The 12,193-nt window shown below is 63.2% G+C and carries 12 protein-coding genes; 4 read left to right on the top strand and 8 right to left on the bottom strand.

Annotation, left to right across the window (positions count from 1 at the left end):
• Positions 1 to 113: 113 nt before the first annotated feature.
• The 3 genes from AADW22_RS04880 to AADW22_RS04870 are packed head-to-tail and all read right to left on the bottom strand — an operon-like array spanning position 114 to position 2,979.
• Positions 114 to 1,115 (bottom strand): YcjF family protein, encoded by a 1,002-nt coding sequence (locus AADW22_RS04880; RefSeq protein ID WP_407474360.1) that lies wholly within the window; start codon positions 1,113 to 1,115, stop codon positions 114 to 116.
• Positions 1,115 to 1,570, bottom strand: coding sequence for a GNAT family N-acetyltransferase (locus AADW22_RS04875; RefSeq protein ID WP_288959626.1), 456 nt, complete (start codon positions 1,568 to 1,570; stop codon positions 1,115 to 1,117). The genes AADW22_RS04880 and AADW22_RS04875 overlap by 1 nt, the downstream gene beginning before the upstream one ends.
• Positions 1,567 to 2,979, bottom strand: a complete 1,413-nt coding sequence (locus AADW22_RS04870; protein ID WP_407474359.1) for a YcjX family protein — start codon at positions 2,977 to 2,979, stop codon at positions 1,567 to 1,569. Before AADW22_RS04870 ends, AADW22_RS04875 begins: the two co-directional genes overlap by 4 nt.
• 92 nt (positions 2,980 to 3,071) lie before the next feature.
• Between AADW22_RS04870 and truA the strand changes: the two genes are divergently transcribed.
• Entirely contained in the window at positions 3,072 to 3,860 is a 789-nt protein-coding gene (truA, locus tag AADW22_RS04865) for a tRNA pseudouridine(38-40) synthase TruA (protein WP_074635813.1), read from the top strand.
• A 9-nt stretch (positions 3,861 to 3,869) separates the two neighbouring features.
• Here truA and gndA read toward each other — a convergent pair whose 3' ends face one another.
• The gene (gene gndA, locus AADW22_RS04860) at positions 3,870 to 5,297 is read right to left on the bottom strand and encodes an NADP-dependent phosphogluconate dehydrogenase (RefSeq protein ID WP_407474358.1); all 1,428 of its coding nucleotides are present in this window, start codon (positions 5,295 to 5,297) and stop codon (positions 3,870 to 3,872) included.
• 153 nt (positions 5,298 to 5,450) lie between these two features.
• On the opposite strand from gndA, the gene AADW22_RS04855 reads away from it, so the two are divergent.
• The gene (locus AADW22_RS04855) at positions 5,451 to 5,909 is read left to right on the top strand and encodes an NUDIX hydrolase (protein ID WP_005851707.1); all 459 of its coding nucleotides are present in this window, start codon (positions 5,451 to 5,453) and stop codon (positions 5,907 to 5,909) included.
• An 86-nt stretch (positions 5,910 to 5,995) separates the two neighbouring features.
• Complete coding sequence (locus AADW22_RS04850; RefSeq protein WP_184583119.1) at positions 5,996 to 7,477, top strand: inorganic phosphate transporter; 1,482 nt, start codon at positions 5,996 to 5,998, stop codon at positions 7,475 to 7,477.
• A 25-nt stretch (positions 7,478 to 7,502) separates the two neighbouring features.
• Here the strand turns inward: AADW22_RS04850 and AADW22_RS04845 are convergent, their stop codons facing one another.
• The 3 genes from AADW22_RS04845 to AADW22_RS04835 form a co-directional block, all read right to left on the bottom strand.
• Positions 7,503 to 8,501 (bottom strand): 2-dehydropantoate 2-reductase, encoded by a 999-nt coding sequence (locus tag AADW22_RS04845; protein ID WP_407474357.1) that lies wholly within the window; start codon positions 8,499 to 8,501, stop codon positions 7,503 to 7,505.
• Positions 8,498 to 9,403 (bottom strand): ornithine carbamoyltransferase, encoded by a 906-nt coding sequence (gene argF / locus AADW22_RS04840; protein WP_009826142.1) that lies wholly within the window; start codon positions 9,401 to 9,403, stop codon positions 8,498 to 8,500. The genes AADW22_RS04845 and argF overlap by 4 nt, the downstream gene beginning before the upstream one ends.
• Before the next feature lie 75 nt (positions 9,404 to 9,478).
• Entirely contained in the window at positions 9,479 to 10,654 is a 1,176-nt protein-coding gene (locus AADW22_RS04835; protein ID WP_407474356.1) for an aspartate aminotransferase family protein, read from the bottom strand.
• Positions 10,655 to 11,086: 432 nt separating this feature from the next.
• On the opposite strand from AADW22_RS04835, the gene AADW22_RS04830 reads away from it, so the two are divergent.
• Positions 11,087 to 11,686 carry a GcrA family cell cycle regulator gene (locus AADW22_RS04830; protein WP_005851702.1) on the top strand — a complete coding sequence of 200 codons (600 nt, stop codon included), beginning with the start codon at positions 11,087 to 11,089 and terminating at the stop codon, positions 11,684 to 11,686.
• A gap of 69 nt (positions 11,687 to 11,755) precedes the next feature.
• Here AADW22_RS04830 and AADW22_RS04825 read toward each other — a convergent pair whose 3' ends face one another.
• Positions 11,756 to 12,193, bottom strand: coding sequence for a VOC family protein (locus tag AADW22_RS04825; RefSeq protein ID WP_407474355.1), 438 nt, complete (start codon positions 12,191 to 12,193; stop codon positions 11,756 to 11,758).

The raw sequence follows: 12,193 nt of genomic DNA, 5'->3' as shown, positions 1-12,193 counted from the left end.
CTCGTCAATCAGAGCGCCGGGAAAATAATTCGAATAATGATCGCGGAGTTCCGGGTCATATGCAGCCTTATAGGCCGCAGCAGATCGACCGACAAGCCCCCTCGCCCCGGCATCTAGCTGCCCTTGGAAAACAGCCCCGACAGCGCGCGTTTGATGATGCTGCGCACCTTGGGGCGGCGCGCTTCCGAGAACGGCATGGGGCGACAAACCTCCATCGCGGCGACGCCAACGCGGGCCGTCAACGCACCGTTCACCAGCCCTTCGCCAAAGCGGCGTGACAGTTTCGCCAGCATCGTTCCACCAAGGATCGGTTCCAGCATGTCGTCGCCCACAGCCACGGCCCCCGTCGCCACCAGATGCGACAGCACCACCCGCGTCAGACGCCACGAGCCAAAGAAGCCCGAGCGCCCGCCGTAGATCTCGGCCACGCGGCGGATCATGCGCAGGTTGCTGGTCATCGCCGCGACCACATCGGCCAGCGCCAAGGGCACCAGCGCTGTCACCGTCGCGACCTGACGGGCCGCCGCCTCGACCTCGCGGCTGGCGGCGATGTCGAGAGGGCCCAACAGCTCTGCCTCGGTCAGGGCCAGCAGGGTCTGCGCATCCAACTGATCGCCGCGCAGCTCTGCCAGACGGTCGCGGCCCCAACGGGTATCCTCGCGGCCCTGATACAGGCCGACCAGCCGGTCGGTCACAGCCCGCGCCGCAGTCAGATCATTCTGCGCCAGCGCCTCGCCCACATCGTGATGCAAACCGTCAAGCCGCGCCAGACGGCTAAAGGCCGCCAATTCGCGCAAACAGAGCAACACCAGAACCAACAGCACCGCACCAATAAGCACGGTCATCGCCAGCCCCAGCAGCGGATAGCTCGCCAGCAGCCCCGTGATAAAGTTCCACGCGGCAATCGACACCAGCGCGCCAATGAGCGTGGTCAGCAACCACCAGAACAGGCGTACCAGCTTTGACGGCTTGCGCGCGGCCAGCCGTGCCGCGATCTGCATCGCCTGCCCTTGCGGCGCGGGCGCACCTACGTCGGGCACCGGCGGCGCATCCGATACCGAAGGCCGCGCGGTTGTGTCTTCTTCAAGATCAAATAGAACCGGACCCTTGGCCATCACGCCGCCCCTTTCATCCACTCAAACCGCACATCGGGTAGCCCGAAATCATTGCCTGCCCCGTCGCTGCGCGCCACCTCGATAAAGCCCGCGGCACGGTAGAACCGCGACGCACGCAGGTTCGCCTCGAAACTCCACAGCGCGAGCCGATCGCTTTGCGCCTTGGCCCCGTTCAGCAAACGCTGCGCGATGCCTTTGCCTTGGGCCTTGGGGTGCAGATACAGCCCGTGAATCTCGGCCGCACGCCGTGCCAGAAAGCCCACGACATGCCCCTCGGTCCGCGCCACCTGTACCCAGCCCACGTCGATCATGTCACCCAGGGTGCCGATCTCTTCTGCGCGGCTGTGGGCCTGAGGCAGCCAATCGTGATCTGCATTGGCGCAAGCCATCACCTCTGACAGGCGACCGGCATCCAGCACCCGCGCGGGTGCGATGGTCACATTATCACTGGTCACAGACGATCCCCGATCAGGAATTCCGCCGCGCGGTCCAGACGGATATGCGGTGGCCCGTCACCGGGGCGCAGGTTCAGCCGAGCAGGCGCGAAACGCATGATCTGATAATCCTGATCCAGCCATTTTTCCGCCCCCGCCCGCGCGGGGCTTAGAAGATGGGCCGGGTCTTTGGGTAGTTCACCGGGATAGAACGCGGCCTCTTTGCCGGTATCCAGCAGGCTGCCGCGCACGACCTCCAGAGTTTCGCCGTTGTGCGTCATCGTGGCTTCGGTCGTGGCACGCAAAGACGCCAGCGACATGGCCGATGTCTGAGCCCCCGCAAAGCGCGCGCGGTCGCGGGCATCCCGTGTCAGCGCCTCCATAATCGCGGTGAGGCTGGCGTGCTGACTGTGGTGCAAATGGTCGGCCTTGGTCGCGGCAAAGAGGATTTTCTCGACCCGTTTGCCGCGCAAAAGCTGCGTCAGAAATCCGTTGCGTCCGGGTTTGAAGCTGCCAAGGATATCGCTCATGGCAGCGCGCAGATCCTCGACGGCACGGGGGCCCTGATTGATCGCGCCAAGCGCATCCACCAGCACGACCTGCCGGTCGATCCGCGCAAAGTGATCGCGAAAGAACGGTTTGACCACCTGCCGCTTATACGCCTCGAACCGCCGCGCCATCTCGCGTAGCAGTGACCCGCGCGGCCCCTCGCCGCCCGGCAGGGGCGCAAAAGTCAGCACCGGCGATCCGGCCAGATCACCGGGCAGCAGGAACCGCCCCGGTGTGCAGTCGGAATAGCCATTCGCACGTGCCGTTTGCAGATACTCGGCAAAGCTGGCGGCCAGCGCTTGGGCCACGGGTTCGTCCAACGCCGCCTCGGGGTCGGTCGCCTCCACCAGCGCGCGGTAGCCCGCGGCCTCTTCGCGGTTGGCGATCCGCGCCAGCACCTGCGCCGACCACGTGGCATAATCCACATCCATCAGCGCCAGATCCAGCAGCCATTCGCCGGGGTAATCCACGATATCAAGATGCACCGTGTGCGGCCCCTGAAACCCCGCAAGCAAGCCGTTTGGCCGCACCCGCAAGGACAAGCGCAGTTCCGATATGGCGCGGGTGCTGTCGGGCCAATGCGGCGTGGGCCCCGTCAGCGCGGCAAGGTGGTTTTCATATTCGAACCGCGGCACAGTATCGTCGGGCTGCGGCTGCAAGAACGCCGCCTCGATCCGCCCTTCGGAAGCAGCAAGCAGCCCCGGCATCCGCCCGCGATCCAGCAGGTTCGCCACAAGCGAGGTGATAAAGACGGTCTTGCCGGAGCGCGCCAAACCGGTCACGCCCAGACGGATCACAGGCTCGAAAAACGTCTCGGACACCCCGTCCTGCACATTTTCCACCTGCCGCCAAATGCCATCGGCAATTCTTGAGAGTACCAAAGCCCGTGCCCGCCTTCACCTGTCGTTACGCTCTAACATAGGCACGCGGGTCAGGGATTGCCAGATGGGCACCCTCGGGGTAAACGCCCGCCATGCAACGCTATGCCCTGAAAATTGAATACCACGGCGCACCTTTTGTCGGCTGGCAACGCCAGATCGACCTTGCGTCTGTCCAAGGCGCGATAGAGGACGCTTTGGCCAAGATCGAACCGCGCGCCCATAACATCGCCGCCGCAGGGCGCACCGACGCCGGTGTCCACGCGCTGGCGCAGGTCGCCCATTGCGATATGGAACGTGACTGGACCCCGTTCCGCCTGTCCGAGGCGATCAACTATCATCTGAAACCACTGCCCATTGCGATTGTCGATTGCGTCGCGGTGGATGATGATTTTCACGCCCGCTTTTCCGCGCTTGAACGCCGGTATCTGTTTCGTGTGCTGGTACGTCGCCCACCGGCGACACATCAGGCGGGTCTGGTCTGGCAGGTCAAGAAGCCGCTGGACATCGACCGCATGCGCGAGGCCGCGACCCACCTGATCGGCGAGCATGATTTCACCACCTTCCGCTCGACCATCTGTCAGGCGCAAACGCCGGTCAAAACGCTGGACCGTGTGGATATGACAGAGCATCCCGTCGGCGGCGGTGTCGAGGTGCAGTTCGACGTGCGCGCGCGGTCGTTCCTGCACAATCAGGTGCGCAGCATCGTGGGCACGCTTGAACGCGTCGGGGCCGGATCATTCGCGCCCGACGACGTGAAACAGATGCTCGCTGCGCGGGACCGTCAAGCCTGCGGCCCCGTCGCCCCGCCGCAGGGTCTGTATCTGTCGCATGTCACCTACGAGACAGACCCTTTCGCGCAATCGCCCCTGCGCCGCGGCTAGGCCAGCGCCCTAGCCGCGCCGGATCGCGTTCCACGTCCCGTGGTGCGCCCCCGCGATATCGCCGCGTTCAAACCCATGGGCGCCGAAAAAGTCGCGCTGCGCCTGGATCAAATTCGCAGACCCGCGTGCGGTTCGGATGCTGTCATACCACGCCAGTGACGCGCTCAGCGCGGGCATGGGCACGCCCAGGCTCACCCCCGCGGCGACGGTCTTGCGCAGGCCAGCAAGGTGATCGCCCAGCATATCGCGGATGGCGGGGGCGAGGATCAAGGCCCCCTCGGGCAATCCTGCGTGGAACGCATCGGCCAGATCGTCCAGCAAGGCTGACCGGATGATACAGCCCGCACGCCAGATCTCTGCAATGCGGGCCATATCCAGCTGCCAGCCAAATTCGTCCGAGGCGGCGGACAACACGCGGAACCCCTGCGCGTGACCCAGAATGCGCGCGGCCAGCAGGGCCGATTTCATCTCATCCTCGGTGGGCAGCGTGCCGCCGGTCACCGCATCCGGCAAGAGCGGCGCCGCCGCGACCCGCAAGGCTTTCTCGCTGGACCAGCCACGGGCGCCGACGGCCGCCTCGATCGAGCTGGCCGACTGGCCAAGCTTCAGCGCCTCGATCAGGGTCCAGCGGCCCGTGCCTTTCTGACCCGCCTTATCAAGGATCAGATCCACCATTGGCGTCCCGCTCTCGGCATCCACGGTTTGCAGCGCGGCGGCGGACACCTCGATCAGGTAAGAGCTGAGCGGCCCTTTCTGCCAGCTTTCAAACAGCGCCCCGATCTGCGGTGCCGTTTGCCCACCGGCGTCGCGCAGCAGCCCGTAGACTTCGGCGATCATCTGCATGTCGGCATATTCGATCCCGTTGTGCACGGTCTTGACGAAATGCCCCGCCCCGTCCGGCCCCAGATGATCGACGCAAGGCGCGCCCTGAAACTTGGCCGCAATCGCGCTGAGCATGGGGCGCAGCTGGGTCCAGCTGTGATCGGTACCACCCACCATCATCGACGGGCCATGACGCGCGCCTTCTTCGCCGCCCGACACGCCCATGCCGACGAAATGCCGCCCCGTACCTTCAAAGGCGGCGGCGCGGCGTCGGGTGTCGTGGAAATCGGCGTTGCCGCCATCAATGATGGTGTCGCCCTCATCCAGCAGCGGCATCACCGCGTCGATCATCGCATCCATCGGAGCACCCGACGGGATCATGAACAAGATGCTGCGGGGCTGCGCGATACTGTCGACAAAATCCTCAAGCGTCGCGTGGCCCGAGAGCTGACCCGCCAGCGGTCCGGCCTCTTCCAGAAAGGGCGCGATCCAATCGGCTTCGCGGTTGCTGACCGCCACACGGAACCCCTGCTCGGCCAGATTGAGCGCCAACGCACTGCCCATCGTCCCCAGACCATAAACGCCAATATCTGCGGTCTTTAAATCTGCGGCCATCGCGCTAAATCTCCTATAAGGTCCATCAAACAGTGGGATGCACACCGCCGCTGCACAAGGGTTTGCGGGGGTGAAATTGATTCTCGTCTCTTTTTCAGCTACGATGACCGGATAAAAGCAAGAACAACGAAGTTACAGGTTAACGTTTTAATTATGATACATGAACTCAAACGCGCGTGGGAGGGGATGATCCTCCCCATCTGGCGCCGCCCCAAACGTATTCAGGTCGCCGCATTGTGCTACCGTGAAACTCCCGAAGGTAAAGAAGTCCTGATGATCACCAGCCGTGACACCGGCCGGTGGATCGTCCCGAAAGGCTGGCCTATTGACGGGCTGGACGGGGCCGGTGCCGCCCTGCGCGAAGCATGGGAAGAGGCAGGCGTGTCCAAGGCCGATATCGAAAGCGAGCCGATCGGGTATTATGACTATGACAAGGGTCTGTCCGAAGGGATGACCACGCCGGTCATCGCACAGGTCTACCTGACCCGCGTCCGTCACATCGAGGATGAATACCCCGAGGTTGACATGCGCACCCGCCGCTGGATGCCCCCGAAGGAAGCCGCCGAACTGGTGGCAGAGCCTGATTTGCGCGAAATCCTTCTGAACCTCTAGTCGCCACGCCCGATAGCCCCCCGTGCGGCCTTGCGAAACCGTTTTCACTGTGCCACGAGCGCATGGTTTTAGAAAATGAGGCAGCAATGACCGACGGACCCAAAGGCCAACAGTGGAAAACACTGGATTCTGACCTGAACCGCATCTCGCGGGTGGAACAGGCCGCGACCTATGTGGCGCGGCCTATGGTCGGATTTGGCATTGCCCTTGCCTTCATCGTATTGGCCGCGCTGGTCGCCGGTCTGTTCTTTGGCGCGCAGCCGTCCAACTATGTGGTGATCGCCGCCGCGGCCTTCGGGGCCTATATGGCGGTGAACATCGGGGCCAATGACGTTGCCAACAATATGGGCCCCGCCGTCGGGGCCAAGGCGCTGAGCATGGGCGGTGCGATCATCATCGCTGCCATTTGCGAAAGTGCCGGTGCCCTTCTGGCTGGTGGCGACGTGGTATCGACCATCTCGAAAGGGATCATCGACCCCGCGTCGGTCGCGGATTCCCAAGTGTTCATCTGGGCCATGATGGCCGCGCTGATCTCGTCGGCACTATGGGTCAATCTGGCCACATGGGTGGGCGCGCCGGTCTCGACCACACACTCGGTCGTGGGCGGCGTCATGGGGGCCGGCATCGCGGCTGCGGGGATGGCGGCAGTGAACTGGCCTTCGATGAGTATGATCGCCCTCAGCTGGATCATCTCGCCCGTCTTGGGCGGCGCTGTCGCGGCGATGTTCCTTGCGCTGATCAAGTCGCAAATCCTTTACCAAGACGACAAGATCGCAGCTTCGCGTCGCTGGGTGCCGATCCTGATTGGCGTCATGTCCGGTGTCTTTGCCACCTATCTGGCGCTCAAGGGACTTAAAAAGATCGTCGAGATCAACATGGGCTCTGCCCTGTTGATCGGTTTGGCCTGTGGCGTTCTGGCCTATGCCATTTCCTACCCCGCCATCCGCCGCGCGTCGGTCGGGATGGAAAACCGCAACAAATCCGTCAAAGTGTTGTTCGGCCTGCCGCTGGTCTTTTCCGCAGCGCTGCTTAGCTTTGCCCATGGGGCCAACGATGTCGCCAACGCGGTTGGGCCCCTTGCCGCGATCGTCCACGCCTCGGAGTTCGGCGGGTTCGAGGCCAAAGTCTCTATCCCTATGTGGGTGATGGTGATCGGGGCCTTCGGCATTTCCTTCGGGCTGTTCCTTTTCGGGCCGAAACTGATCCGCATGGTGGGCAGCCAGATCACCAAGCTGAACCCGATGCGCGCCTATTGCGTCGCCCTCTCTGCGGCGATCACCGTGATCATCGCCTCGTGGCTGGGCCTGCCCGTCAGCTCTACCCATATCGCTGTGGGGGGCGTTTTTGGCGTAGGCTTCTACCGCGAATGGCATATGGAGCGCCGCCTGCGTCGCCCCGGTGCCAAAGCCGGTCAGGTCAAACGCATCGCTGTAGAGGAACGCCGCCGCCGAAAACTCGTGCGCCGGTCGCACTTCATGACCATCGTCGCGGCCTGGGTCATCACTGTCCCCGCGGCAGCAACCATGTCAGCGATGATCTTTCTGGGGCTGAACGCGCTGGTCAACTAAGCGCTGCGGCGCATGGCCTTGCCGTCTAGCGAAGGTCCGAGGGGTCCATATCGGGCAACCCCGGACCGCGCGCCTGCGCCTCTTTCACCAGATCAGAGACCCGCTGACACAGCGGCGTGGCGACGCCTTCCTGCGCCCCCATCGCGATGATCCGCCCCTGCAGCGCGTCGATCTCGGTCGGTTTACCCGCCTCTAGGTCATAGGACATCGAGGTCTGCGCCATCGGGTCAATCGTCAGCATCTTGGCCGCGACACGTGAGAACAGCGGCGTCGGCAGGCGCAGCACCCAAGGGATCAGCTGTGCGGGCAATGGCGTAGAGGATGCAGGGTGGATGCCATGAGCCTTCAGCACGGCAAGCGCCTCGGCCATCTGGGCGGCCATCACGCGTCGCCAGCGCCGGTCAAGCAGTTGTTGCTGCAAGGTCAGCCCTGACAGGGCGTTCAGCGCGTTGTTCAGGTTCAGCAACAGCTTGCCCCATTGAACGCCGATGATCGCCCCCGTCCCCGTCACCTGCAACCCCGGCACCGACAGATAGCCTGCCAGTGGCATCCGGCCCGTTTCGACGAAAATATCCCCGCTGGTCGCGCGGTGATACCGCCCGTCGCCATGGGGGACGACGTTGAAAGGCACCATGCCCCCGCGTACATCATGCAGCGGCAAGGCCTCGCGCAGGATCTCGGCCGCGTCGAGGCCGTTTTGCAGACTGACAATGGTCGACAGCGCCGGCGTGTGCTGCGCCACCAGCCGCGCGATGTCGGCGGTGTCGTCGGTCTTGACCGTGACCAGCACGATCCCCGCCTCGGCAAGACAGGCAGGGTCCTGGGAGAGGGTCAGGCTTGCGGCAGGCACCTGTTGGTCGAGCCCGTCAAAACCCGTCAGCCGCAGGCCATGCTTGCGGATCTGCTCTGCCACGCGAGGGCGTACCAACAGCGTGACATCGCGACCGTGGGCGGCGAGCATGCCACCCACAAAGCAGCCGATCGCCCCCGCACCCGCGACAACGATGGGCCGCCGATCGCTCATTTCCCCAAGCACCAGCGCATGACCGACTTTTGCGCGTGCAGCCGGTTTTCAGCCTCGTCAAAAATGACCGAGCTTGGGCCGTCCATAACAGAGCTTGTCACCTCGTCGTCGCGGTGCGCGGGCAGACAGTGCATAAACAGCGCGTCAGGCTTTGCCTTGGCCATCAGCGCGTCATTCACCTGATAGCCGCGCAGCTGGTTGTGCCGACGTTCGCGCGCCGATTGCGGATCATGCATCGACACCCATGTGTCTGTCACGACCAGATCCGCGCCCTCTACCGCTTTGTTCGGGTCACGCTCGGTTGTGTAAAGGCCATTCAGCGCGGCCTCGGGGTCCAGTGTCTGCGGGCCGGTAAACACAAGTTCGAAATCAAAGGCTTTGGCCGCATGCGCGAAGCTCGCAAAAACGTTGTTACCGTCACCTGACCAGACCACCTTTTTGCCCTTGATTGGGCCGCTATGCTCTTCAAAGGTCATGATATCGGCCATGATCTGGCAGGGGTGGGTGCGGTTGGTCAGCCCGTTGATCACCGGGACAGAGGCATATTCCGCCATCTCCAGCAGGGTCGCCTCTTCAAAGGTGCGGATCATGATCAGATCGACATAGCGGCTGAGCACCCGTGCCGTATCGGCGATGGTCTCGCCGTGGCCGAGCTGCATATCTGCGCCAGACAGCACCATTGTCTGCCCGCCCATCTGACGCACGCCCACGTCAAAGCTGACCCGCGTCCGTGTCGAGGGCTTTTCAAAGATCAGCGCGACCATGTGATCCTTGAGCGGCTGTTCATCATCCGGCGCACCACGGGGGCGGCCCAGACGGGACGATTTCATCGTGGCGGCATTGTCGATGATGCTGCGCAGGTCAGCCGGATCGGTTTGGTGAATGTCGAGAAAATGTTTCATGGGGTATTCTTTTAATTTTAGGGAGTTGGGGGGCCAGCCCCCCGGCCCCCCGGAGTTTATAGGGCAAAATGAAGGTCAGCTGGCAGCAAGGCTGCTGGCCGCTTGATCAAGGCGGGAGACGGCCTCGGCGATGTCTTCATCGGTGATATTGAGAGGGGGCAGCAGGCGGATTACGTTATCCGCCGCCGGTACTGTGATGACCTCGTGACGGTACCCTGCGGCGACGACATCGCTGTTGGTGGCTTTACATTTCAGCCCCAGCATCAGCCCGCTGCCGCGCACGCTTTCGAACACGTCAGGGTGGCTGGCGACCAATCCTTCAAGCTTTTGGCGCATCAGGCCGGCCTTGCGGTTCACATCGTCAAGAAAGGCGTCTGTGCCGATGATACTGACCACAGCATTGCCCACGGCACAGCCCAGCGGGTTGCCGCCATAGGTCGACCCGTGGGTGCCCGCCGTCATGCCAGAGGCCGCATTTTCTGTAGCCAGCACGGCACCCAGGGGGAAACCGCCGCCGATGCCTTTGGCGACCATCATGATGTCGGGGGTGACGCCGGCCCATTCATGGGCGAACATCTTGCCGGTGCGGCCCACGCCGCATTGTACCTCGTCAAAGATCAGCAGCAGCCCGTGTGTTTCGCACAGCGCGCGCATCTGTTTGAGGTCCGCATCCGGCACGGGACGGATGCCGCCTTCGCCCTGCACCGGTTCGATCATGATGGCGGCTGTGGTATCGGTGATCGCCGCGCCAAGCGCCTCCATATCGCCAAATTCGATATGTTTGAAACCGGGGAGCAGCGGGCCGAAGCCTTTGGTCATTTTCTCGGACCCTGCCGCCGCGATCCCGGCAGATGACCGCCCGTGGAACGAACCCGAGAAGGTGATGATCTCGGTCCGGTCGGGCTGGCCCTTGTCGTAGAAATACTTGCGCGCCATCTTGACCGCCAGTTCGCATGCCTCGGTGCCGGAGTTGGTGAAGAACACCGTATCGGCAAAGCTGAGCGCGACCAGCCGGTCGGCCAGTTCCTGTTGCTGGGGGATCTCGTAGAGGTTCGAGGTATGCCAAAGCTGCCCCGCCTGTTCGGTCAGCGCCGCCACCAGCGCGGGATGCGCATGGCCAAGCGCGTTCACCGCAATGCCTGCGCCCAGATCCAGAAATCGGCGGCCGTCCTGTTCAATCAACCAGGACCCTTCGCCTTTGACAAAGCTCAGGGGGGCGCGTGAATAGGTCGGCAGAACAGATGGGATCATCAGGATCATCCTTATGGGTTGGCCGCATCAAAGGCACAAAAGGCCATGTGTGACGGAGAGGGTCAATAAGATTTGAAGGGGTGCGACGCAATTTATGTCGCAAAAGATCAATGCCATGCCCCCCGTGTCAGGGGCCGGTGTCGCCAATTAGCCTTGGCGTCGTCGCAAAGAGGATGTCGAACGGTTGATCATGCTGTTTGCATAAGCAGCTTTTCGCGGCTTGCAAAGCAAAAATTGGCGCGCGATCGCCGCAATCTGTGCCACGAACGGTGCCGGGGATGCTTTGCTGTGGTTTTAAGGGAGCGTTTGCCCCCGCTGCCGCCCCAATCGCCCGTTCGCGCCTTGCACCCAAGCTGTCAGTGATTAGTATAGGGGCTTGAGATTTTTCCACGGCGGTCCTGAGAAGGGCCGCTTGTTAGCTAAGGACGCCAAATGTCTTGGACCGATGACCGCGTAGAGATCCTGAAGAAAATGTGGGGCGAGGGCCAATCCGCAAGCCAGATTGCAAAGGAGTTGGGCGGTGTGACCCGCAATGCCGTGATCGGCAAGGTGCATCGTCTGGGGCTGTCCAACCGGACCGCAACCGCAGCGCCCGCCGCCGCCCCTGCTGCGGCGGCCAAACCGGAAGCCAAGGCCAAGCCCGCCGCGAAACCCGCCGCAGCCGCCAAGCCCAAGGCTGAACCCGCCCCCGAAGCCGCAGAGCCGGAACCGGCGGAGGCCGCGCCAGCGCCCCGCCCCAACCTGCCCGCGCGCGCCAAGATCATTCCCGCCGGTCAGCCGCTGCCGCCGCAGCCCTCCGCGAACGAGATCAGCCCGGAAGCGCTTGCCAAGGTGAGCGAGGTCGAGAAAAAGTCGAAGAAGATCGGCCTGATGGACCTGACAGAGCGGACCTGCAAATGGCCCGTCGGTGACCCTGCAACGGATGATTTCTGGTTCTGTGGTCTGCCCGTACAGCAGGGCAAGCCCTATTGCGAGGCACATGTCGGCGTCGCCTTCCAACCGATGAGCGCGCGGCGCGACCGCCGCCGCTAAGCTGCCAGTCAGCCACTGCGGACATCAGAGTAACGAAAGGCCAGACAGCGATGTCTGGCCTTTTTCGCATCAACGCGTCGGTGCAGTGGGTGGATCATCCCTGCCCGGCTCTGCCGGATTATCACAGAACAACGCGATCTTGTTGCCTTGGGGGTCGCGCAGGTAGCTGACGTAGAAACGCGGACCATAGGTGGCGCGAAACCCCGGCTGGCCCTCATCGCTGCCGCCCGCGGCCAGCGCTGCGGCGTGTAACACGCGCACCTCCGCCTGGCTGGTTGCTTCGAACGCGATCATGGACCCGTTGCCAGCAGAAGCCGGCGCGCCATCAAAGGTCGGTTTGACGTAGAAATCCGGCAAGGCCACGGGCTGCCCCGCAGTCTTCGGCAGCACAAAGCTCAGGCCCTCGGGACCTTCGGTCAACGCATAGCCCAAGGCTGGCAGGAAAGCCGTATAGAAGCGTTTGGCACGTGCAAGGTCGTCTGCCCCGACAGTAACATAAGCGATCAT

The sequence above is a fragment of the Sulfitobacter sp. PM12 genome (genome assembly GCF_045586035.1).
In the GTDB taxonomy this organism is placed as follows: domain Bacteria; phylum Pseudomonadota; class Alphaproteobacteria; order Rhodobacterales; family Rhodobacteraceae; genus Sulfitobacter; species Sulfitobacter pontiacus.
This window is presented reverse-complemented; position numbering and strand designations above follow the sequence as displayed.